Consider the following 23270-nt stretch of genomic DNA (forward strand, 5'->3'; position numbering starts at 1 on the left):
GCTATTAGCGACGCAGGCCCAGGCGACCGATCAGGGCGCTGTAACGAGTGGTGTCTTTGCCCTTCAGGTAATCCAGCAGCTTACGACGCTGGTTGACCATACGGATCAGACCACGACGGGAGTGGTGGTCTTTATCGTTGGCCTTGAAGTGGCCTTGCAGCTTGTTGATGTTGGCGGTCAGCAGAGCAACCTGCACTTCCGGGCTACCGGTATCGCCGGCGGCTTGCTGGTATTCGGCAACGATCTGAGCTTTTTCTTCAACGCTGAGGGCCATTTGGCTTCTCCTGATAACGGATCCCGCAAGCGGGGTCCAATAGGCCAGGGACAAATCCCTGTATTAATAAAAAAGGTGTGACCGTGCCTACTGACAGCCACCCTTGATGCCGTGGGGCTCGGCAACTGCCTGACCCCGCGGTTTCGGTCATTCCGACCGAATCAGCCGACGCGGCGCAATGCGCCCGTCTTCGCTCACCTCACCGATACCGATGAAGCGTGCATTGTGATCCTGTACCCGCACCATGCCAAATTGTGGCGCGTCCGGCGCGCGTACCGCCTGGCCATGCAGCCAGTAGAACGCACTGTGTTCCGACAGGCTGACCAACGGCCAGTCCTGCAGCCCGCTGTCCGATGGCATCAGGAAGCGGTCGAGCGCTTCGTTGCCACCTTCGGCATGGGCCTGTTCGAGTTCCTCGAGGGTGACCGTCTGTGCCAACGCAAAGGGCCCTGCCTGGGTCCTGCGCAGCTCGGCGACATAGGCGCCGCAACCAAGGGCTTCACCGATATCCTCCACCAGCGTGCGGATATAGGTGCCTTTGCTGCATCCTACGCTCAACCGTGCACGGGTGCCTTCGCACTCGAGCAACTCCAAGCGGTTAATAGTAACAGAACGCGCCTCGCGCTCCACTACCTCTCCTGCACGTGCCAGTTTGTACAGCGGCTGGCCGTCACGCTTGAGCGCCGAGTACATAGGCGGTATCTGGCTGATCGGGCCGCGGAAACGGGGTAGCAGCGCTTCGATGTCGGCGCGACCAACGGTCACGTCGCGGGTCTGCAGCACCTCACCCTCGGCATCGCCGGTGTTGGTAGTCTGCCCCATCTGCATGACGGTTTCGTAGCCCTTGTCGGAATCCAGCAAGTACTGCGAAAACTTGGTCGCTTCACCGAAGCACAGCGGCAACACGCCGGTCGCCAGCGGGTCGAGGCTACCGGTATGGCCGGCCTTTTCCGCGTTCAGCAGCCAACGCACTTTCTGCAAGGCGGCATTGGACGTGAAGCCCAGCGGCTTGTCGAGCAGGATGATGCCGCTGACATTGCGGCGGATACGTTTGACCTGGGCCACCGCTTACTCCTTGGTGTCCGACTCGTCGGCATCCTTGTGCAGGCGGTCTTCGGCCACTGCACGCTCGATCAGCGCCGACAGGTGCACACCACGGCTGACACTTTCATCGAAATGGAAGTGCAGCTGCGGCACGCTGCGCAGTTGCATCGAACGCCCCAGGTGCAGACGCAGGAAGCTGGCGGCGCTATTCAATGCCTTGAGTGATTGCTGCACGGCATCCGGGGTTTCCTCGCCCATGACGGTGATGAACACCTTGGCATGGCCCAGGTCACGGCTCACGTCCACGGCGGTGATAGTCACCAGACCGACACGCGGGTCCTTGACTTCGCGACGGATCAGCTCGGCCAGCTCGCGCTGCATCTGATCGCCAATACGTTGGGTACGGCTATATTCTTTGGCCATTCTTGCTACCTGTAACTTAAAGCGGCAAACGCCCGGACAGACGAATGCCTGACCGGGCGCTACCTGAAGAGGTACCGCAAGCCGCCCTGTAGCAGGCGCTTGCGGCTCGCTCGCCCTTAGAGGGTACGAGCCACCTGGACTTTCTCGAAGACTTCGATCTTGTCGCCGACCTTGACGTCGTTGTAGCTCTTGACGCCAATACCGCACTCCATGCCCGAACGGACTTCGGAAGCATCGTCCTTGAAGCGACGCAGCGATTCCAGCTCGCCTTCGAAGATCACAACGTCATCACGCAGTACGCGAATCGGACGGTTGCGGTACACGGTACCCTCGATGACCATACAGCCAGCGATGGCGCCGAACTTCGGCGAACGGAACACGTCACGCACTTCGGCGACACCCAGGATGTTCTCGCGAACATCGCTGCCGAGCATGCCGGTCAGGGCCTTCTTGACGTCTTCGATGATGTCGTAGATCACGTTGTAATAACGCATATCCAGACCTTCCTGCTCGACGATCTTGCGCGCACCGGCATCGGCACGCACGTTGAAGCCGAACAGTACTGCATTCGAAGCCAGCGCCAGGTTGGCGTCGCTCTCGGTGATACCACCGACGCCACCACCAATCACGCGCACTTGCACTTCGTCGTTGCCCAGGCCGCCCAGCGAACCCTGCAGCGCTTCCAGAGAACCACGCACATCGGTCTTGAGAACGATGTTGAGGGTTTTCTTCTCTTCCTGACCCATGGTCTCGAAGATGTTTTCCAGCTTGCCGGCGTGAGCACGGGCCAGCTTAACCTCGCGATACTTGCCTTGACGGAACAGGGCAACTTCACGGGCTTTCTTCTCGTCGGCAACCACGGACAGCTCGTCACCGGCTTCCGGAGTACCGTCCAGGCCGAGGATTTCGACCGGGATCGACGGGCCAGCTTCCTTCACAGGCTTGCCGTTCTCGTCGAGCATGGCGCGTACGCGGCCATAGTTGGAACCGCACAGGACCATGTCGCCCTGACGCAGGGTACCGTCCTGAACCAGGATGGTCGCCACCGGGCCACGGCCCTTGTCCAGGCGCGATTCGACAACCACACCACGACCTGGCGCGGTTGGGGTAGCGGTCAGTTCGAGGATCTCGGCCTGCAGCAGAACGGCTTCGAGCAGCTCGTCGACACCGGTACCCATCTTGGCCGAAACCTTGACGAACGGCGTGTCACCACCCCAGTCCTCGGAGGTAACGCCTTCGACGGACAGCTCGTTACGGATGCGATCGAGGTCAGCACCTGGTTTGTCGATCTTGTTTACTGCAACGACCAGCGGAACACCGGCTGCCTTGGCATGCTGAACGGCTTCGCGGGTTTGCGGCATCACACCGTCGTCCGCCGCCACCACCAGGATGACAATGTCGGTCGCCTTGGCACCACGGGCACGCATCTGGGTAAACGCAGCGTGACCTGGGGTATCGAGGAAGGTGACCATGCCGCGGTCGGTTTCCACGTGGTAGGCACCGATGTGCTGGGTGATACCACCGGCTTCGCCAGCGGCAACCTTGGCACGACGGATGTAGTCGAGCAGCGAGGTCTTACCATGGTCAACGTGACCCATGACGGTAACCACCGGCGCACGCGACTCGGTCTGGCCTTCGAACTTCAGCGATTCGGCCAGGGAGTCTTCCAGGGCGGTGTCGCTGACCAGCGTGACCTTGTGGCCCAGCTCTTCTGCGATCAGCTGAGCGGTTTCCTGGTCGAGCACCTGGTTGATGGTGACCGGGGTCCCCATCTTGAACATGAACTTGACCACTTCAGCGCCCTTGACGGACATCTGGTTGGCCAGCTCGGAGACGGTGATGGTCTCGCCGATGGTCACGTCACGGATGACGGGGCCGGTCGGGTTCTGGAAGCCGTGCTGATTACGCTTTTTCAGCTTGCTCTTGCCACCACGGCCACGACGAGCGCCATCGCTCTCTTCGTCGGTAGTGCGCGGAGCGGCACGCGGAGTCGGCGCCTTTTCCTTCTCCTTGACCTTGACCTTGATCGACACACGAGGCGCTTCGCCACGACGACGGTCGTCATCACGGGTACGGCTTTCGTTGCGACGGGTCTCGTCTTTCTTGCGCTCGGCAGCACGGGCTGCGGCGTCTTCAGAGGCCGGGGCGTCTGCGACTACCGGGGCCGGAGCAGCGACCGGAGCAGCGGCAGGAGCCGGCTCTGGCTTGGCAGCAGGCGCAGGGGCGGCGGCGGTGGAGCCGGCCGCCTGACGGCGAGCCTGCTCTTCGTTGCGCTGGCGAACTTCGGCCTCGACCTTGTCGCGAGCGGCATTTTCAGCCGCGCGGCGCTCTTCCAGCTCACGCTTCTGCTCAGCCTGGATTTCTTCAGGGCTGCGCTGCACGAAAACTTTCTTCTTGCGTACTTCTACGCTGATGCTCTTGCTACCGGCGACACGCAGGGTGCTGGTGGTTTTGCGCTGCAAGGTAATCTTGCGCGGCTCTTCCGCCTTGCTCTTGTGGCTGCTTTTCAAATGAGTCAGCAGGGTCTGCTTCTCATTGTCGGTCACTACCTGACCGGCGTCGGTGTGCGGCAGACCTGCCTCACGCATCTGCTGCAGCAGGCGCTCTACCGGTGCCTCGACCTCTTGGGCCAGTTCTTTCACCGTGACTTGCGTCATGCACTTCTCTCCTCAGGCCGCGCCTAATTACTCGAACCAGTGGGCTCGGGCGGCCATGATCAACTTGCCGGCACGCTCTTCGTCGATGCCGTCGATGTCGAGCAGATCGTCGATCGACTGCTCGGCCAGGTCTTCGCGGTTAACCACGCCGCGCACCGCCAGTTCAGCCGCCAGGTCTTTGTCCATGCCCTCAAGGGAGAGCAGGTCTTCGGCCGGGTGGGCGTCTGCCAGTTTTTCTTCGGTAGCGATGGCCTTGGTCAACAAACGGTCCTTGGCTCGAGCGCGGAGCTCATTGACGATATCTTCGTCAAAGCCATCGATGTTGAGCATTTCTTCCAACGGTACGTAGGCAATTTCTTCAAGGCTGGTGAAGCCTTCGTCGACCAGCACTTGGGCCAGCTCCTCGTCGACTTCCAGTTCCTCGATGAAATTGCGCAGGATGTCACCGGTTTCGGCCTGTTGCTTGGCCTGGATGTCCTTCTCGGTCATCACGTTCAGGGTCCAGCCGGTCAACTGACTGGCCAGGCGAACGTTCTGACCGCCACGGCCAATGGCCTGGGCCAGGTTGTCCTCGGCGACGGCGATGTCCATGGCATGGGCATCTTCATCAACGATGATCGCCGCGACTTCAGCCGGCGACATGGCGTTGATGACGAACTGCGCCGGGTTATCGTCCCACAGGACGATATCCACACGCTCACCACCCAGCTCCCCGGATACGGCCTGGACGCGCGAACCACGCATGCCGATACAGGCACCTTGCGGATCGATACGCTTGTCCTTGGAGCGGACGGCAATCTTGGCTCGCGAACCCGGATCACGGGAAGCAGCCATGACTTCGATGAGGCCCTCGGCAATTTCCGGCACTTCAATGCGGAAAAGCTCGATCAGCATCTGCGGCGCGGTGCGCGACAGAATCAGCTGTGGGCCACGGTTTTCGGTGCGAATTTCCTTGAGCAGCGCACGCAGGCGCACGCCAACACGGAAGGTTTCGCGCGGAATGATGTCTTCGCGAGCCAGCAAGGCCTCGGCGTTGTTGCCCAGGTCAACGATGACGTTGTCGCGGGTAACCTTTTTTACGGTACCGGAGATGATCTCGCCAACGCGCTCACGGTAGGCATCGACCACCTGGGCACGCTCGGCCTCACGGACCTTCTGCACGATGACCTGCTTGGCGGTCTGGGCGGCAATACGACCGAACTCGATGGACTCGATCTTCTCTTCGATCACGTCACCGACCTTGGCTTCAGGGTGGGTGTCCTTGATCTTGTCCAGCCAGGTCTCGATCGCCGGATCATCAAGATCGGCTTCGTCGACCACGGTCCAGCGACGGAAAGTCTCGTAGCTACCGGTGTGGCGGTTGATTTCCACACGTAGGTCGACTTCGTCTTCAAAACGTTTTTTGGTTGCAGTGGCCAGGGCCACTTCCAGCGCTTCGAAAATGACGCCGGGCGGTACACCTTTTTCGTTGGATACCGATTCAACAACCAGCAGTACTTCTTTGCTCATCGTACGCCTCGCCTTGCGCAAGCCATTGGGCCCGGATAGTCCGCCGGGCCCGGCACGTCTCAGTCAAAACTGGGAATAATATTGGCCTTGTCGATCGAGTCGATCGGTAACAGGAACTCCTGGTTGTCCACCTGGACCACCACATCCTGCTCCTCCACACCGCGGAGAAGGCCCTGGAAGTTACGACGACCCTCGAAGGGTGAGCGCAGCTTGATCTTCACTTGTTCGCCGGCATGCGAGGCAAACTGTTCCAGCGTGAACAGTGGGCGATCCATGCCTGGAGAAGACACCTCGAGGGTGTACTCACTGCTGATTGGATCTTCCACATCGAGGATTGCGCTGGCCTGACGGCTGACTGCTTCGCAGTCGTCCACCAGAATACCGCCTTCCTTGTCGATGTAGATGCGCAGTACCGAATGCTTACCCTGGGAAACGTATTCGATCCCCCAGCACTGATAGCCCAGACCCTCGACAACCGGGGCCAACAAGGCCTGCAACTGTTCTAGCTTGCTCGACACCTGAACCCCCTCGTGCATGCTGTGCAAATAAAAAATGGGCGAAGCGCCCATCCCTGAAAGCGCCGTAGGACAACGACGCCGAAACTGTTCGGTTAGCAAAAAGCCCCTGAAAAGGGGCTCCGCTGAAGCTGGTTGCGGGGGCTGGATTTGAACCAACGACCTTCGGGTTATGAGCCCGACGAGCTACCAAGCTGCTCCACCCCGCGACAAAGCTGGGGCAAAAGTATAAGACCGAACCCTGTTGAGGGTCAAATCCAAACATTCACCTACAAGAAAGCCCGCTAAAGCGGGCTCTCAAGCTTTAATTGGTACCGAGAAGGGGACTCGAACCCCTACACCCTATGGGCACAACCACCTCAAGGTTGCGTGTCTACCAATTCCACCACCTCGGCAATACTACTACTTGAAACCCGTTACTTCTGCTCTTGAGCCGGAGGAGGTACATCACCCGTATTACTGGTGGTTTCGCTCTTCTGCTGCTGGAGCACCGGTACATCATCATTAACTGCCGGTTTTTGCGGCTCTTTCACTTCTAGCACTGCTGGATCTGGAAGACCTGCTTGGCTAAGCTGGTGAGCTTGTTGCTTCGCGAAGTATCCTAACCCAAGCGCTGTCAAAAAGAAAGTGGCAGCGAGTATAGCAGTTAATTTACTTAGGAACGTTGCAGAGCCTTGGCTCCCGAACACGGTATTTGAAGCCCCCGCGCCGAAAGATGCACCTGCTTCAGCACCTTTACCCTGTTGCAACAGAACCAGCACTACAAGCGACAGCGCTGCCAACAGATGAAAAACAACGATGACTGTTTCCAGCATTTGTTCAGTTTCCTGCGGCGCGACAAATTGCACCGAATTCGTCTGCGTTCAGGGAAGCCCCACCAATGAGCCCCCCATCGATATCCGGCATGCCGAACAGTTCGGCCGCATTGGCCGCCTTCACGCTGCCGCCGTATAGCAACTGCACCTTCGCAGCCACTTCAGCATCTTCTGCCGCCAACTGGCCGCGGATGGCGGCGTGCACATCCTGGGCCTGCTGTGGCGTGGCCGTAAGGCCTGTACCGATGGCCCATACAGGCTCATAGGCAATTACTGCATCGGCAAAAGCCTTAACACCGAATGCTTCGATGATACTGCTTAGTTGACGCCCGACAACTTCGAGCGTTTTGCCAGCCTCGCGCTCCTCAAGGGTTTCCCCTATGCAAAGCACTGGCTTCAAGCCTTTGGCCTGGGCTGCTGCAAACTTGCGATTGAGCACTTCGTCGGTTTCACCAATAATCTGGCGACGCTCCGAATGGCCAATCAACACCAACTTGCAACCTGCTTCAACCAGCTGCTCGGGAGCAACTTCCCCGGTCAGCGCACCCTGTTCGGGTTGTACAGCAGAATTCTGTGCACCGACAGTAATTTCTTTACCTGCCAGGCCATCAATCACCTGATTGATGAACAAGGCTGGTGGAAATACGGCGACTTCCACTCCGCTCGGCAAGGCGAGATTACTCAAGCCTTTGGTCAGCTCAGCGACGCTAGCGCGGGTACCGTGCATTTTCCAGTTACCAGCTACCATAGGGCGACGCATGCTTTACCTCGTCGGTCAAAGTGGGCGCAGATCTTACCCAACCAGATCTGCGCTGGCAAGCGCCTTCAGACACAAACTTCGCTGACCAGTTTGGCCAGTGCTTCAGCATGGGCCCGCACCTGGCTTTCGTCTTCGCCCTCAACCATGACCCGCACCAGCGGCTCGGTACCGGACTTGCGCAACAGCACGCGACCACGCCCCGCCAGCGCATCGGTAACCTTTGCACTGGCTTCCTTGACGGCGGGGTGCTCCAGCGGGTCGACCTTGCTGGCGCCAAAGCGCACATTGATCAGCACCTGCGGGCACTTGCGCAGGGCCTGACGGGCCTGGGCCAGGGTTTCACCCCGGCGCTTGAGCGCCATCAGCACCTGCAGCGCGGCAATGATCGCATCGCCGGTGGTGGTGTGGTTGCAGCACACGACGTGACCGGAGTTTTCACCGCCGACCAGCCATTCACGCTCCAACAGCTCGGCCATGACGTAACGGTCGCCGACCTTGGCCCGCACAAACGGGATGTCCAGGTCCTTGAGCGCCAGCTCCAGGCCCAGGTTACTCATCAGCGTACCGACCACCCCGCCTTGCAGCTTGCCATGCTCCTGCAGGTCGCGAGCGATGATGAACAGCAGCTCGTCACCATCGACGATGGCGCCCGTGTGGTCGACCATCAGCACGCGATCGCCATCACCGTCAAAGGCAATGCCGAGATCGGCGTGCCCGACCAGTACAGCGGCCTGCAGCGATTCGATGTGTGTCGAGCCGCAACCTTCGTTGATGTTCAGGCCATCCGGTTGCGCATGCAGCACGGTCACGTCGGCACCCAGCTCACGGAATACGCTGGGCGCAACCTTGTAGGTCGCACCATGGGCGCAGTCGACCACCAGCTTGAGGCCTTCGAAGCTGGTGCTGCTCGGCACGCTGCTCTTGCAGAATTCGATGTAGCGGCCGGCGGCATCGTTGATACGCGAAACCTTGCCCAGCTTGCCCGACTCGACAACGGTCATCGGTTGGTCAAGTAGCTCTTCGATCATCAGCTCGACCTCGTCCGGCAGCTTGGTGCCCTGGCCCGAGAAGAACTTGATGCCGTTGTCATCGTGAGGGTTGTGCGAGGCACTGATGACGATGCCGGCTTCGGCGTGGAAGGTACGCGTGAGGTAAGCGATGGCCGGTGTCGGCATCGGCCCGAGCAGCATCACATCGGCACCTGCCGCGGACAGGCCGGCTTCGAGTGCGGACTCGAACATGTAGCCGGAGATACGCGTGTCCTTGCCCACCAGCACGCGGCAATGACCTTGCTTGCGGAAGGCCATGCCGGCCGCCCAGCCAAGCTTCAGCATGAAGTCAGGCGTGATCGGGTATTCGCCGACGCGGCCACGAATGCCGTCGGTACCAAAGTATTTTCTGCTCATAGGGACTCCAATGTTCTTATTCGGCGTTTTGCACCGCAGCGATCATGCGTACCACATCAACGGTTTCGGCCACGTCATGTACCCGAAGGATGCTCGCTCCCTTGGTCATGGCCAACGCCGCCAGCGCAAGGCTGCCGTACAAGCGCTCGCCGACCGGACGTTCCAGCGTCAGGCCGATCATGCTCTTTCGTGAAACACCCACCAGCAGTGGGCGCCCAAGGCGATAGAGCGCTTCCATGTGCTTGAACAGGCTCAGATTGTGCGCCAGTGTCTTGGCGAAACCGAAGCCCGGGTCAAGGATGATTCTGTCAGCATCGATGCCCGCTGCGGCGCAGGCGGCCATCCGCTGTTCTAGATAACGGGTGACGTCGGCGGTCACGTCCTGGTAATGCGGATCGTCCTGCATGTTACCCGGCTCGCCACGCATGTGCATGAGGCACACCGGCAGACCGGTGTCCGCCGCAGCGTCCAGGGCACCATCGCGCTCCAGGGCCCGCACGTCGTTGATCAGCCCGGCACCCAGGCGGGCTGCTTCACGCATGACAGCAGGCGTGGAGGTATCGACCGAAATGACCACGTCGAGACGACTGTTGATGGCCTCGACCATTGGCGCCACACGCTCCAGCTCCTCGGTCACCGACACTGCACGCGCACCTGGGCGCGTGGACTCGCCACCGATGTCGATCAGCGTTGCGCCAGCGGCCACCATCGCTTCGGCATGGCGCAGGGCCTCGTCGCGCTGACTGAAGCGACCGCCATCGGAGAAGGAATCGGGGGTGATATTCAGAATACCCATGACATGGGTATGCGACAAATCAAGAACCCGGCTGCCGCAAGGCAACCGGGTGGGGTACTGCACTGAGCTCATAGATGCCCTTAGTGTTCAGCCGCTGGGCCGCCGATTGGCGATTCCGGACGCTCATCCTGGGCCGCAGGCGTGCCCGAGTGCTTGTCATCGTCCCAATCACGCGGCTCACGTGGTGTGCGCCCAGCCATGATGTCGTCAATCTGATCGGCATCGATGGTCTCGTACTTCATCAGCGCTTCGGTCATCGCCTCGAGCTTGTCGCGGTTGTCGATCAGCAACTGCTTGGCAGTGGCGTAGCACTGATCGATGATGCTGCGTACCTCGGAGTCGATCAGTTTGGCCGTCTCGCCGGACACGCTGGCATGCTGGCTACCGGCACTACGGCCGAGGAACACTTCGCCCTCTTCCTCTGCATACATCAGCGGGCCGAGCTTCTCGGACAGGCCCCATTTGGTCACCATGTTACGAGCGAGCTGGCTGGCCCGCATGATGTCGTTGGACGCGCCGGTGGTCACGCCATCGAAGCCCAAGGTCATCTCCTCGGCGATACGGCCGCCATACAGCGAGCAGATCTGGCTGATCAGCGCACGCTTGGACAGGCTGTAGCGGTCTTCTTCCGGCAGGAACATGGTCACACCCAAGGCACGACCACGCGGGATGATCGAAACCTTGTAGACCGGGTCGTGCTCAGGCACCAGGCGACCGACAATGGCGTGGCCAGCCTCGTGATAGGCCGTGTTTCTCTTTTCCTTTTCGGACATGACCATGGTCTTGCGCTCAGCGCCCATCATGATCTTGTCCTTGGCCAGCTCGAACTCTTTCATTTCGACCAGGCGCTTGTTGGAACGCGCGGCAAACAGCGAGGCCTCGTTGACCAGGTTGGCCAGGTCGGCGCCGGAGAAGCCTGGGGTACCCCGCGCGATGACCGCCGGGTTGACGTTCTCGCCAATCGGCACCTTGCGCATGTGCACCTTGAGGATCTGCTCGCGACCACGAATGTCCGGCAGGCCAACCACCACCTGGCGGTCGAAGCGGCCGGGGCGCAGCAGCGCAGGGTCGAGCACATCCGGACGGTTGGTCGCGGCGATGACGATGATGCCATCGTTCATCTCGAAGCCGTCCATCTCGACCAGCAACTGGTTGAGGGTTTGTTCACGCTCGTCGTGACCGCCGCCCATGCCGGCGCCACGATGGCGACCAACGGCGTCGATTTCGTCGATGAAGATGATGCACGGGGCGTGCTTCTTGGCCTGCTCGAACATGTCGCGCACACGGCTGGCACCGACACCCACGAACATTTCCACGAAGTCCGAACCGGAAATGGTGAAGAACGGTACTTTCGCCTCGCCCGCAATGGCCTTGGCCAGCAGGGTCTTACCGGTACCGGGTGGGCCAACCATCAGCACACCGCGCGGGATACGGCCGCCCAGGCGCTGGAACTTGCCCGGATCGCGCAGGAACTCGACCAGCTCGCCAACCTCTTCCTTGGCCTCGTCGCAGCCCGCAACGTCAGCCAGCGTGGTCTTGACCTGGTCTTCGGACAGCAGGCGTGCCTTGCTCTTGCCGAAGCTCATCGGACCGCCCTTGCCGCCCGCGCCCCCTTGCATCTGGCGCATGAAGAACATGAACACGGCAATGATCACCAGGATCGGGAAGCTCGCCACCAGCAACTGCGTCCAGATGCTCTGTTGCTCAGGCTGCTTGCCTTCGACGACCACGTGGTTGTCGACCAGATCGCCGATCAGGCCATTGTCGGTGATGGCCGGGCGCACAGTCTTGAAGTTGTCGCCATCGGTGCGCTTGCCAGTAATGATGTAGCCATCGACGGTCACACGCTCGACCTTGCCATCCTTGACCTGCTGGATGAAGTCGGAGTAGTTGAGGGTCTGCGGCTCGTTAGGGCTGGAGAAGTTGTTCATCACTGTCACCAGGACAGCTGCGATGATCAACCACAGGATCAGATTCTTTGCCATGTCGTTCAATTAGCTACCCTCTGAGGCCGGCGCACGACGCAGCCGTGCCTCGCATGATATTCATCGCCCTAACTTACTACATTACCTACGCAGCCGCAGGCACCGTCTGTAACCCTTTGTGAAAGCTAGACTACACGAAGTTCGGACGATCCTGACGCAGTGGCCGATTGGAATTAACTATCGACCACCCCGCTTCACACCTTTCATTACCCTTTGAAGCCTCTGCCCAACAGGTATTGCTCGCGGGAACGGTCCCGTGACGACGATGGCTTGCGCATTTGCACCTTGTCGAACTTGCTGCGCACATCCTTCAGGTACACGTCAAAACCTTCGCCCTGGAAAATCTTGATCAGGAAGTCGCCCCCGGGCTTGAGTACGCGGGTCGCCAGATCGAGGGCCAGCTCGCAGAGGAACATGGCACGCGGAATGTCCACCGCGGGCGTACCACTCATATTGGGGGCCATGTCGGAAATCACAAGGTCTACATGCGAATCGCCCACCGCTTCGAGAATGCGCTGCAGCACTTCGTCGTGGGTGAAGTCACCTTGAATGAAGGTCACGTCGGCGATCGAGTCCATTTCCAGAATGTCGGAAGCGATCAGGCGACCCTGGCCACCAATCAGACGACTGGTCACCTGGGACCAGCCACCAGGGGCCGCGCCGAGGTCGATCACGCTCATGCCCGGTCGGATAAGGCGGTCCTTCTCCTGGATCTCCAGCAGTTTGTAGCTCGCACGCGAGCGATACCCATCCTTCTGCGCCTGCTTCACAAAAGGGTCGTTGAAATGCTCTCGCAGCCAGTTTGCGCTGCTTTTGGAACGTTGTACCACGGGGCACCTCGATGATATGCGTCGTGATTGACTGGGCGGAGCCGGTGGCCCTCGGGTAAAATGCCGGTCAATTTTACAGAATCAGACGGAAAGGGTCAGATTATGCCGCTCAATAACGAGCAGAAGAAGCAATACAAGTCCATTGGTCATGACCTGAAGCCGGTCCTGATCGTTGCTGGCAACGGTTTGAATGAAGGCGTGATCGCCGAACTGGAGCGCGCACTGGTCGACCATGAGCTGATCAAGGTCGAGATTCGCTCGGAAGACCGCGAGGAACGCGCCGAAACCATCGCCGAGCTGTGCAAGGCCGGCCGTGCCGAGCTGGTGCAGACCATCGGCAAGAAAGCCCTGATCTACCGCAAGAACCCACAGCCGAACAAGCAGCTGTCCAACATCCACCGTTACAAGTAACGGTAGCTCCGATCAGTGGCGCGGTGAACGCGCCCTGACCGGTACCGGCTGGGCCACCAGCACGATGCCGGAAAAACCCAGCACCAGGAAGCAGAACATCTGCCAGCGCTCGCCCACGGAAATACCGTAGCGCAAGGTGTAATACCCCACGCAGGCACCCAAGCCGAGCAACAGCATCTGGCCGCGGAACTGCCGCCACCAGGCCGCCAGGCCGTCCACCCTCGCCAGCACTGCCAGCTGAGTCAACAAGCCAAGCAACGCCACGCCGATCAACCAGCGGTCGATCTGCCCGGCGATATCCTGTACCAGCAGCGGGGCCAGGCCACTGACCTTGAGCGCAGGCACCAGCCCTACATGGAACACCCACAGGCCACCGACCCAGAAAACCTGGGCCAGTTGCCAGAGGATCCCCTCGAGGGACGGCGCCCGCAGGCGTCGGTCAGATGTGCTTGACTTCGACAATCTCGTACTCGACCGTGCCACTAGGCGTCTTGACGACGACAGTATCACCTTCTTCCTTGCCGATGATGGCACGGGCAATGGGTGCGCCGCTCGACAGCTTGCCCTGCTTCACGTCAGCTTCATCCTCGCCAACGATCTGGTAGGTCACCTCTTCATCGGTTTCGGTGTTGGCCAGTACCACAGTGGTACCGAAAATCACCTTGCCGGTGTGAGGGATGGTGGTCACATCGATGACCACCGAATTCTGCAGACGGCCTTCGATATCACGGATACGCGCTTCGACCATACCCTGCTCCTCACGGGCAGCATGGTATTCGGCGTTTTCCTTGAGGTCACCCAGCTCACGCGCTTCACCAATGGCCTGACTCAGGCGCGGGCGCTCGGTCTTGCTCAGGAACAGGTGCTCTTCTTCCAGGGCGCGAGCGCCCTGGACGGTCATCGGGTATTTGGTAATGCTCATGCTTTCAGTCCTGCATGCAGATCCTGCAAGCGACGAACGGTCTTTTCCGGACCGAATTTCAGCGCTTCGCAGATGGCTTCACCAGCCGCAATGGTAGTGGTGCAGTAAATCTTGTGCTGCAGCGCATTGCGACGAATCGAGTAGGAGTCGGCGATCGACTGGCGACCTTCGGTGGTATTGATGATCAGCGACACTTCGTCGTTCTTGATCATGTCGACCACGTGAGGGCGACCTTCGGTCACTTTGTTCACACGGCGCACTTTCAGGCCAGCCGCCTCGATAACCTTGGCGGTGCCGGCAGTGGCAACCACTTCGAAGCCCAGGGCGATCAGGTCGCGGGCAACGCCGGCCACTTGTGGCTTGTCGTCGTCGCGTACGCTGATAAACGCGGTACCGCCAGTCGGCAGCACTTCACTGGCACCCATCTGGGCTTTGGCGAAGGCTTCACCGAAGCTGTCACCGACACCCATGACTTCACCGGTCGATTTCATCTCAGGGCCGAGGATCGGGTCAACCCCTGGGAACTTGGCGAACGGGAAGACGGCTTCCTTCACGCTGTAGAAGTTCGGGATGATTTCCTGGGTGAAGCCCAGCTCTTTCAGGGTTTTACCCGCCATGACGCGGGCCGCGATCATCGCCAGGGACGTGCCGATGCACTTGGACACGAACGGTACGGTACGCGAGGCACGCGGGTTGACTTCGATCACGTAGATCTTGTCGCCCTGCAGGGCCAACTGCACGTTCATCAGGCCGACCACGCCCAGCTCCAGCGCCATTTTCTTGACCTGAACGCGGACTTCGTCCTGCACTTCCTTGCTCAGCGAGTAAGGTGGCAGCGAGCACGCCGAGTCGCCGGAGTGTACGCCGGCCTGCTCGATGTGCTGCATGATCGCGCCGATGACCACGTCGGTGCCGTCGCACACCGCATCCACGTCCATCTCGATGGCGCAGTTGAGGAAGTGGTCGAGCAGTACCGGGCTGTCGTTCGACACTTGTACCGCTTCACGCAGGTAGCGCTTGAGCTCGTCCAGCTCGTAGACGATCTCCATGGCACGGCCACCCAGTACGTAGGACGGACGCACGACCAGCGGGTAGCCGATGCTGCCGGCAGCACGGATAGCCTCTTCTTCGCTGCGCACGGTGGCGTTTGGCGGCTGCAGCAGGTTCAGGCGCTGAACCATCTGCTGGAAGCGCTCACGGTCTTCGGCGCGGTCGATGGCGTCAGGGCTGGTACCGATGATCGGAACGCCAGCTTCTTCCAGAGCGCGGGCCAGCTTCAGCGGGGTCTGGCCGCCGTAGTGAACGATCACGCCCTTCGGCTTCTCGACGCGGCAGACTTCCAGCACGTCTTCCAGGGTCAGCGGCTCGAAGTACAGGCGGTCGGAAGTGTCGTAGTCGGTGGAGACGGTTTCCGGGTTGCAGTTGACCATGATGGTCTCGTAACCGTCGTCACGCAGCGCCAGGGCGGCGTGTACGCAGCAGTAGTCGAACTCGATACCTTGGCCGATACGGTTCGGGCCGCCACCCAGGATCATGATCTTGTCGCGGGTCGACGGGTTGGCCTCGCACTCTTCCTCGTAGGTGGAGTACAGGTAGGCGGTGTCGGTGGCGAACTCGGCGGCGCAGGTGTCGACGCGCTTGTACACCGGGAACACTTCCAGCTTGTGGCGGTGGCGACGCAGGTTCTTGTCGGTGATGCCCAGCAGTACTGCCAGACGCTGGTCCGAGAAGCCCTTGCGCTTGAGGCGCAGCATGTAGTCCTTGTCGATTGCCGACAGGGCCAGGGTCTTGACCTTCTCTTCTTCCTTGATCAGGTCTTCCATCTGCACCAGGAACCACATGTCGATGCCGGTCAGATTGAAGATTTCTTCGCAGGTCATGCCCGAACGCATGGCGTCAGCCACGTACCAGATACGCTCGGCACCCGGCACGGTCAGTTCGCGCTTGAGGATGCTGGCGGCTTCCGGGCTGGCCAGGTCGACTTTCGGGTCGAGGCCGCAGGCGCCGACTTCCAGGCCGCGCAGGGCTTTCTGCAGGGATTCCTGGAAAGTACGGCCGATGGCCATGACTTCACCCACGGATTTCATCTGGGTGGTCAGGCGGGCGTCGGCTTTCGGGAATTTCTCGAAGGCGAAGCGTGGCAGCTTGGTGACGACGTAGTCGATCGACGGCTCGAAGGACGCAGGGGTGCGACCGCCAGTGATGTCGTTCTGCAGCTCGTCGAGGGTGTAACCAATGGCCAGCTTGGCGGCGATCTTGGCGATCGGGAAGCCGGTGGCCTTGGAGGCCAGGGCGGACGAACGCGATACGCGCGGGTTCATCTCGATGACGACCATGCGGCCGGTGTTCGGGCAAATGCCGAACTGGACGTTGGAACCGCCGGTTTCCACACCGATTTCACGCAGCACCGCCAGCGAGGCGTTGCGCATGATCTGGTATTCCTTGTCGGTCAGGGTCTGTGCCGGGGCAACCGTGATCGAGTCACCGGTGTGCACACCCATCGGGTCGAAGTTCTCGATCGAGCAGACGATGATGCAGTTGTCCTTCTTGTCGCGGACCACCTCCATCTCGTATTCCTTCCAGCCGATCAGCGATTCGTCGATCAGCAGCTCTTTGGTCGGCGACAGGTCCAGACCACGGGTGCAGATTTCTTCGAACTCTTCACGGTTGTAAGCGATACCGCCGCCGGTGCCGCCCATGGTGAACGACGGGCGAATGATGCATGGGAAGCCGAGCTTCTCGAGGACCGCATTGGCCTCTTCCATGCTGTGGGCGATACCGGAGCGCGGGCACTCCAGGCCGATGTCCTTCATGGCCTTGTCGAAGCGCGAGCGGTCTTCGGCCTTGTCGATGGTGTCAGCGTTGGCACCGATCATCTCTACGCCGAACTTCTCCAGAACGCCGTGGCGCTCCAGGTCCAGGGCGCAGTTCAGGGCGGTCTGGCCACCCATGGTCGGCAGGACGGCGTCCGGGCGCTCTTTCTCGATGATCTTGGCCACCGATTGCCACTTGATCGGCTCGATGTAGGTGGCGTCGGCCATGGCCGGGTCGGTCATGATGGTGGCTGGGTTGGAGTTCACCAGGATGACGCGGAAACCTTCCTCGCGCAGGGCTTTACAGGCCTGCGCGCCGGAGTAGTCGAATTCGCAGGCCTGGCCGATCACGATCGGGCCAGCGCCGAGAATCAGGATGCTTTTGATGTCTGTACGTTTTGGCATGGTGGTCACTCAAATCCGGGGTCAGTCGGCAAGCCGCTTTGAACAATCTGGGTCAGGCGCTGCCGGGCGCGGCAGGTGCCGGCCCGGGGCCTTGAAGCAGGATGCTCAGCGGCGCTTGGCCATGGCATCGGTGAAACGATCGAACAGAGGCGCGACGTCGGTCGGGCCCGGGCTCGCTTCAGGGTGGCCCTGGAAGCTGAACGCGCTCTTGTCGGTACGCTCGATACCCTGCAGGGTGCCGTCGAACAGCGACTTGTGAATGGCGCGAACGTTACCCGGCAGGGTCGCCTCGTCAACGGCGAAGCCGTGGTTCTGGCTGGTGATCATGACCACACCGGTATCCAGGTCCTGGACCGGGTGGTTGGCACCGTGGTGGCCGTGGCCCATTTTCACGGTCTTGGCGCCGGAAGCCAGGGCCAGCAGCTGGTGGCCGAGGCAGATGCCGAATACCGGGATCTCGGTTTCGAGGATTTCCTTGATCGCCTGGATCGCGTAGTCGCACGGCTCAGGGTCACCCGGGCCGTTGGACAGGAACACGCCGTCCGGGTTGAGTGCCAGCACTTCGCTGGCCGGGGTCTGGGCTGGCACCACGGTCACGCGGCAGCCGCGGGCCACCAGCATGCGCAGGATGTTCAGCTTGACGCCATAGTCGAAGGCAACCACGTGGTACGGCAGGTCGGCAGCGTCGATGGTCGGGTGGCTGTCGGTTTTCAGCTCCCACACACTGGAGCGCCACTCGTAACGTTCCTTGGTGGAGACGACCTTGGCCAGGTCCATGCCCTTCAGGCCCGGGAAGCCGCGGGCAGCGGCGATGGCCGCTTCTTCGCTGATGTTGTCACCCGCCAGAATGCAGCCGTTCTGGGCGCCCTTTTCACGCAGGATACGGGTCAGGCGACGGGTGTCGATGCCGGCAATGGCAACGACGTTGTTAGCCTTGAGGTACTCAGGCAGCGACTGGGTATTACGCCAGTTGCTGGCCAGCAGCGGCAGGTCACGGATGACCAGGCCAGCGGACCAGACGCGGTTCGACTCGGCGTCTTCCGGGGTAGTACCGGTGTTGCCGATGTGCGGGTAGGTCAGGGTAACGATTTGCTGCGCGTAGGAAGGGTCTGTAAGGATTTCCTGGTAGCCGGTCATAGCGGTGTTGAATACCACCTCACCAACGGTCTGACCGTCGGCACCGATGGCTTCACCGCGGAAAATACTGCCGTCGGCAAGGGCGAGTATGGCTGGCTTTGTCAAGAAGACCTCCCGTAAATCAAGCATGAAAGGGCGATCGCAGGTTGCAAAAAAGCGGAGTGACGTATGGACACGTCACCCCGCTTTCATGTGCTGAATTCAATTCGCTGCGCGCTTTTAGTGGACACACTAAAGCTGTAGCTTACAGAAAAGTGTGTTTTCGGTCTACCGGATATGTGTCTCTAAAACACATCGATGCGACAGGCTGACATCCACGCCAGCCTCTTCGCGGGCTCGCCCGCTCCCACAGGGATCGCACCAGCCCAAGAGCAACGCTGTACCTGTGGGAGCGGGCAAGCCCGCGAAGCAGCCAACACCCCACTCACGACTTAACGCAGTTCAAGCACATCCTGCATGTCGTACAGCCCAGGTTCGCGCCCATCCAGCCACAGCGCCGCACGTACGGCCCCCTTGGCGAAGGTCATGCGGCTGGAGGCCTTGTGGGTGATTTCCAGGCGCTCGCCTTCAGCAGCGAACAACACGGTGTGATCGCCCACCACATCGCCGGCACGCACGGTAGCGAAACCGATGGTCTTGCGATCGCGCGCACCGGTCTGCCCTTCACGACCATACACGGCCACTTCCTGCAGATCACGGCCCAGCGCATTGGCAACCACTTCACCCATGCGCAGTGCAGTACCCGATGGCGCATCGACCTTGTGCCGGTGGTGCGCCTCGATGATTTCGATATCGACATCATCGCCCAGCACCCGCGCAGCCATATCCAGCAGCTTGAGGCTAAGGTTGACACCCACGCTGAAGTTGGCGGCGAACACAATTGGAATGTCCTTGCCAGCTTCGGCCAACAGCTGCTTCTCTTCGACTGTAAAACCGGTCGTGCCGATGATCATCGCCTTGCCATGCTTGCGGCAGAACGCGAGGTTCTTCAGGGTCACCGAGGGGTGAGTGAAGTCGATCAGTACATCGAACTCGTCGGCAACCTTGGCCAGGTCGTCGGACAACAGCACGCCAATTCGGCCAAGTGCCGCCAGCTCTCCGGCATCAGCCCCGACCAACGAGCTGTCAGGGCGATCGATCGCTGCGGTCAGCCCCGCGCCCGAGGTTTGTTGCACGGCTTCGATGAGGGTTTTGCCCATCCGCCCCGCCGCGCCCATCACTGCAATACGTCGCATAACCTGTTCCTTGTCAGAGATCGCCGAAGAAGCGCTTCACACCATCGAACCAGCCGCTGGCCTTGGGCGAGTGGGAACTGTCGCCTTCCAGCGAATCACGCAGCTCTTCGAGCAGCTCACGCTGACGGCGACTGAGATTGACCGGGGTTTCTACGGCCACACGGCACAGCAGGTCACCCGCACCACCACCACGCACCGGGGCAACACCCTTGCCACGCAGACGGAACTGCTTACCGGTCTGGGTGCCTTCCGGAATCTTCAGCTTCACGCGACCATCCAGGGTCGGCACTTCCAGCTCGCCGCCCAGGGCAGCATCGGTGTAGCTGATCGGCACTTCACAGTACAGGTGCTTGCCATCGCGCTGGAAGATTTCGTGCTCACGCACGCTGATCACCACGTACAGGTCGCCAGTCGGGCCACCATGAGTACCGGCCTCGCCCTCACCCGACAGACGGATGCGGTCGCCGGTATCGACACCTGCCGGCACCTTGACCGACAGCGTCTTGTATTCCTCGACACGCCCTTCACCATGGCACGAAGTGCACGGGTCGGTAATGATCTTGCCTTGGCCATGGCAGCGCGGGCAGGTTTGCTGCACCGAGAAGAAGCCTTGCTGCATGCGCACCTGGCCGATACCACCACAGGTCGGGCAGGTCGACGGGGTCGAGCCCTTCTTGGCACCGGAACCGTCGCAAGGCTGGCAGTTGACCAGGGTAGGCACGCGGATGCTGACCGTGGTGCCACGCACCGCTTCTTCCAGGTTCAGCTCCAGGGTGTAGCGCAGGTCGCTGCCGCGCTGGGCACCGCCTCGACCACCACCGCGACCGCCGCCGAAGAAGTCGCTGAACACATCGCCGAAGATGTCGGAGAAATTGGCACCACCAAAGCCGGCACCACCGCCACCCATGCTTGGGTCGACACCCGCATGGCCATACTGGTCGAAGGCCGCACGCTTGCTCGCGTCTGACAGTACTTCGTAGGCCTCGTTGGCCTCCTTGAACTTGTCTTCCGATTCTTTATCGCCCGGGTTGCGGTCCGGGTGGTACTTCATCGCCAAACGGCGGTAAGCCTTCTTGAGGTCCGCTTCAGTGGCGCCGCGCTCGACACCCAGGACCTCATAATAATCACGCTTGGACATAGGTCATTTGCACCTTGTTGGGCGTGTGGCATCTGCGCCACGCCATCAGCACCCGCGTGCGACCCTCAAGAGCCGCTGACAGATGCTGTAAAAATTCTCGAATTCCAGATACGCCAACGCGGGAGCAAGCCCCCGCGCGGCGACATCCTACCAGCTCACCGGCAAACGACGGTGAACCGGCCGACAACATGCAGGGATTACTGCTTGTTGTTGTCTTTCACTTCTTCGAACTCGGCGTCAACCACGTCATCGTGCTTGGCTTCCGGCTCGGCCTGCTGCGCGCCACCCTGAGGCTGTTCAGCCGACTGCTCGGCGTACATCTTCTGGGCAACCGGGGCAGAGACCTTGGACAGCTCTTCAACCTTGGCGTCGATGGCAGCCTTGTCGTCGCCTTTGACAGCGGCTTCCAGGGCAACAACGGCGGCCTCGATGGCGGTTTTCTCTTCAGCGGTAACCTTGTCACCTGCGTCAGCGACCATCTTGCGGGTCGAGTGCACCAGCGCGTCACCCTGGTTACGGGCAGCCGCCAGCTCTTCGAACTTGCGGTCTTCCTCGGCGTTGGCCTCGGCGTCACGCACCATGCGCTCGATCTCTTCGTCCGACAGGCCGGAGTTGGCCTTGATCACGATCGACTGAGTCTTGCCGGTGGCCTTGTCTTTCGCACCTACGTGCAGGATGCCGTTGGCGTCGATGTCGAAGGTCACTTCGATTTGCGGCACGCCACGCGGTGCTGGCGGAATGTCAGCCAGGTCGAACTTGCCCAGCGACTTGTTCTGCGCAGCCTGCTTACGCTCACCTTGCAGCACGTGAATGGTCACGGCGCTCTGGTTGTCGTCGGCAGTCGAGAACACCTGCGACTTCTTGGTCGGGATGGTGGTGTTCTTCTCGATCAGCGCGGTCATCACGCCACCCATGGTTTCGATACCCAGGGTCAGCGGGCTGACGTCCAGCAGCAGGACGTCTTTTACGTCACCGGCCAGTACCGCACCCTGGATGGCAGCACCCATGGCGACGGCTTCGTCCGGGTTCACGTCCTTGCGCGCTTCTTTACCGAAGAAGTCGGCCACTTCTTTCTGCACCAGCGGCATGCGGGTCTGACCGCCGACCAGGATCACGTCGTCGATCTTGCTGGCGTCGATGCCGGCGTCTTTCAGGGCAATGCGGCAAGGCTCGATGGTACGCTTGACCAGGTCTTCGACCAGCGACTCCAGCTTGGCGCGGGAGATCTTCACGTTCAGGTGCTTAGGACCGGTGGCATCTGCAGTGATGTACGGCAGGTTGACGTCGGTCGACTGAGCGGACGACAGCTCGATCTTGGCTTTTTCTGCGGCTTCTTTCAGGCGCTGCAGGGCCAGAGGATCGTTCTTCAGGTCCATGCCCGACTCTTTCTTGAACTCGTCGACAAGGTAGTCGATCAGGCGCATGTCGAAGTCTTCGCCACCCAGGAAGGTGTCGCCGTTGGTAGCCAGTACTTCGAACTGGTGCTCACCGTCGACTTCGGCGATTTCGATGACCGAAACGTCGAAGGTACCACCACCCAGGTCATAAACGATGACGGTGTGGTCGCCCTTGGCCTTGTCCATGCCATACGCCAGTGCAGCGGCAGTCGGCTCGTTGATGATGCGTTTTACGTCCAGGCCAGCGATGCGGCCGGCGTCTTTGGTCGCCTGACGCTGGCTGTCGTTGAAGTAGGCCGGAACGGTGATGACCGCTTCGGTGACTGGCTCGCCGAGGTAGTCTTCGGCGGTCTTCTTCATTTTCTTCAGGACTTCGGCGCTGATCTGCGGCGGAGCCATTTCCTTGCCAGCAGCCTCGACCCAGGCGTCACCGTTGTTCGCCTTGACGATCTTGTACGGCACCAGCTTGATGTCTTTCTGCACGACATCTTCTTCGAAGCGGCGGCCAATCAGGCGCTTCACTGCGAACAGGGTGTTGTGCGGGTTGGTGACAGCCTGGCGCTTGGCCGACTGGCCAACCAGGATTTCGCCATCGTTGGCGTAGGCCACGATCGAAGGGGTAGTACGCGCACCTTCGGCGTTTTCGATGACTTTGACGTTACCGTTTTCCAGAATGGAGACGCACGAGTTGGTGGTCCCCAGGTCGATACCGATGATTTTACCCATGTTAACTCTCCCGAAACTTGAATTTGGTAGCAGCGACTACTTTGGCCAACTGCGGTAATACTTGAAGGCTTG

General features: G+C 60.6%; 20 protein-coding genes and 2 tRNA genes. 1 reads left to right on the forward strand and 21 read right to left on the reverse strand.

Translation table 11 applies throughout. From position 1 onward, the window contains the following. Window positions 1-4: 4 nt before the first annotated feature. The 14 genes from rpsO to rlmE form a co-directional block, all read right to left on the reverse strand. Window positions 5-274 (reverse strand): 30S ribosomal protein S15, encoded by a 270-nt coding sequence (gene rpsO, locus I8746_RS19670; RefSeq protein ID WP_003249971.1) that lies wholly within the window; start codon window positions 272-274, stop codon window positions 5-7. Window positions 275-421: 147 nt separating this feature from the next. Further along, on the reverse strand, window positions 422-1339 hold the full coding sequence (gene truB, locus I8746_RS19675) for a tRNA pseudouridine(55) synthase TruB (protein ID WP_003249968.1): 918 nt from the start codon (window positions 1337-1339) through the stop codon (window positions 422-424). 3 nt (window positions 1340-1342) lie between these two features. Further along, on the reverse strand, window positions 1343-1741 hold the full coding sequence (gene rbfA, locus I8746_RS19680; protein WP_003249967.1) for a 30S ribosome-binding factor RbfA: 399 nt from the start codon (window positions 1739-1741) through the stop codon (window positions 1343-1345). Between the two features lie 116 nt (window positions 1742-1857). Next, entirely contained in the window at window positions 1858-4398 is a 2541-nt protein-coding gene (gene infB, locus I8746_RS19685) for a translation initiation factor IF-2 (RefSeq protein WP_004575779.1), read from the reverse strand. Between the two features lie 27 nt (window positions 4399-4425). Further along, window positions 4426-5907 carry a transcription termination factor NusA gene (gene nusA, locus I8746_RS19690; RefSeq protein ID WP_003249963.1) on the reverse strand — a complete coding sequence of 494 codons (1482 nt, stop codon included), beginning with the start codon at window positions 5905-5907 and terminating at the stop codon, window positions 4426-4428. 59 nt (window positions 5908-5966) lie between these two features. Then, on the reverse strand, window positions 5967-6425 hold the full coding sequence (gene rimP / locus I8746_RS19695) for a ribosome maturation factor RimP (RefSeq protein WP_003249960.1): 459 nt from the start codon (window positions 6423-6425) through the stop codon (window positions 5967-5969). A gap of 129 nt (window positions 6426-6554) precedes the next feature. Then, window positions 6555-6631: transfer RNA gene (locus I8746_RS19700), tRNA-Met, on the reverse strand. 100 nt (window positions 6632-6731) lie between these two features. Then, window positions 6732-6817 (reverse strand) — tRNA-Leu (locus I8746_RS19705). Window positions 6818-6838: 21 nt separating this feature from the next. After that, complete coding sequence (gene secG, locus I8746_RS19710; protein ID WP_003249958.1) at window positions 6839-7237, reverse strand: preprotein translocase subunit SecG; 399 nt, start codon at window positions 7235-7237, stop codon at window positions 6839-6841. Between the two features lie 4 nt (window positions 7238-7241). Next, the gene (gene tpiA / locus I8746_RS19715; protein WP_003249956.1) at window positions 7242-7997 is read right to left on the reverse strand and encodes a triose-phosphate isomerase; all 756 of its coding nucleotides are present in this window, start codon (window positions 7995-7997) and stop codon (window positions 7242-7244) included. Between the two features lie 65 nt (window positions 7998-8062). After that, complete coding sequence (glmM, locus tag I8746_RS19720; protein ID WP_003249955.1) at window positions 8063-9403, reverse strand: phosphoglucosamine mutase; 1341 nt, start codon at window positions 9401-9403, stop codon at window positions 8063-8065. Between the two features lie 16 nt (window positions 9404-9419). Further along, on the reverse strand, window positions 9420-10271 hold the full coding sequence (folP, locus tag I8746_RS19725; protein WP_003249952.1) for a dihydropteroate synthase: 852 nt from the start codon (window positions 10269-10271) through the stop codon (window positions 9420-9422). Window positions 10272-10279: 8 nt separating this feature from the next. After that, window positions 10280-12184 carry an ATP-dependent zinc metalloprotease FtsH gene (gene ftsH / locus I8746_RS19730; RefSeq protein ID WP_012053749.1) on the reverse strand — a complete coding sequence of 635 codons (1905 nt, stop codon included), beginning with the start codon at window positions 12182-12184 and terminating at the stop codon, window positions 10280-10282. Between the two features lie 206 nt (window positions 12185-12390). Continuing rightward, window positions 12391-13014, reverse strand: coding sequence for a 23S rRNA (uridine(2552)-2'-O)-methyltransferase RlmE (rlmE, locus tag I8746_RS19735; protein ID WP_003249947.1), 624 nt, complete (start codon window positions 13012-13014; stop codon window positions 12391-12393). A gap of 102 nt (window positions 13015-13116) precedes the next feature. On the opposite strand from rlmE, the gene yhbY reads away from it, so the two are divergent. Then, window positions 13117-13425 (forward strand): ribosome assembly RNA-binding protein YhbY, encoded by a 309-nt coding sequence (gene yhbY, locus I8746_RS19740; RefSeq protein ID WP_003249945.1) that lies wholly within the window; start codon window positions 13117-13119, stop codon window positions 13423-13425. A gap of 12 nt (window positions 13426-13437) precedes the next feature. Here yhbY and I8746_RS19745 read toward each other — a convergent pair whose 3' ends face one another. The 7 genes from I8746_RS19745 to dnaK form a co-directional block, all read right to left on the reverse strand. After that, a complete protein-coding gene (locus I8746_RS19745) occupies window positions 13438-13887 on the reverse strand; it encodes an MFS transporter (RefSeq protein ID WP_161775297.1) in 450 nt (149 codons plus the stop codon). Next, window positions 13865-14341, reverse strand: a complete 477-nt coding sequence (gene greA / locus I8746_RS19750; protein WP_024717413.1) for a transcription elongation factor GreA — start codon at window positions 14339-14341, stop codon at window positions 13865-13867. Before greA ends, I8746_RS19745 begins: the two co-directional genes overlap by 23 nt. 2 nt (window positions 14342-14343) lie before the next feature. After that, entirely contained in the window at window positions 14344-17565 is a 3222-nt protein-coding gene (gene carB, locus I8746_RS19755; protein WP_003249937.1) for a carbamoyl-phosphate synthase large subunit, read from the reverse strand. 105 nt (window positions 17566-17670) lie between these two features. Continuing rightward, complete coding sequence (gene carA / locus I8746_RS19760) at window positions 17671-18807, reverse strand: glutamine-hydrolyzing carbamoyl-phosphate synthase small subunit (protein WP_003249935.1); 1137 nt, start codon at window positions 18805-18807, stop codon at window positions 17671-17673. Window positions 18808-19133: 326 nt separating this feature from the next. Further along, window positions 19134-19937, reverse strand: a complete 804-nt coding sequence (gene dapB / locus I8746_RS19765; RefSeq protein ID WP_012053753.1) for a 4-hydroxy-tetrahydrodipicolinate reductase — start codon at window positions 19935-19937, stop codon at window positions 19134-19136. Between the two features lie 13 nt (window positions 19938-19950). After that, window positions 19951-21075 carry a molecular chaperone DnaJ gene (dnaJ, locus tag I8746_RS19770; RefSeq protein WP_003249931.1) on the reverse strand — a complete coding sequence of 375 codons (1125 nt, stop codon included), beginning with the start codon at window positions 21073-21075 and terminating at the stop codon, window positions 19951-19953. A gap of 197 nt (window positions 21076-21272) precedes the next feature. Beyond that, window positions 21273-23198 (reverse strand): molecular chaperone DnaK, encoded by a 1926-nt coding sequence (dnaK, locus tag I8746_RS19775; RefSeq protein WP_010955366.1) that lies wholly within the window; start codon window positions 23196-23198, stop codon window positions 21273-21275. Between the last annotated feature and the right edge of the window lie 72 nt (window positions 23199-23270).

The organism is Pseudomonas sp. USTB-Z (assembly GCF_019691255.1).
Taxonomy (GTDB): Bacteria; Pseudomonadota; Gammaproteobacteria; order Pseudomonadales; family Pseudomonadaceae; genus Aquipseudomonas; species Aquipseudomonas alloputida.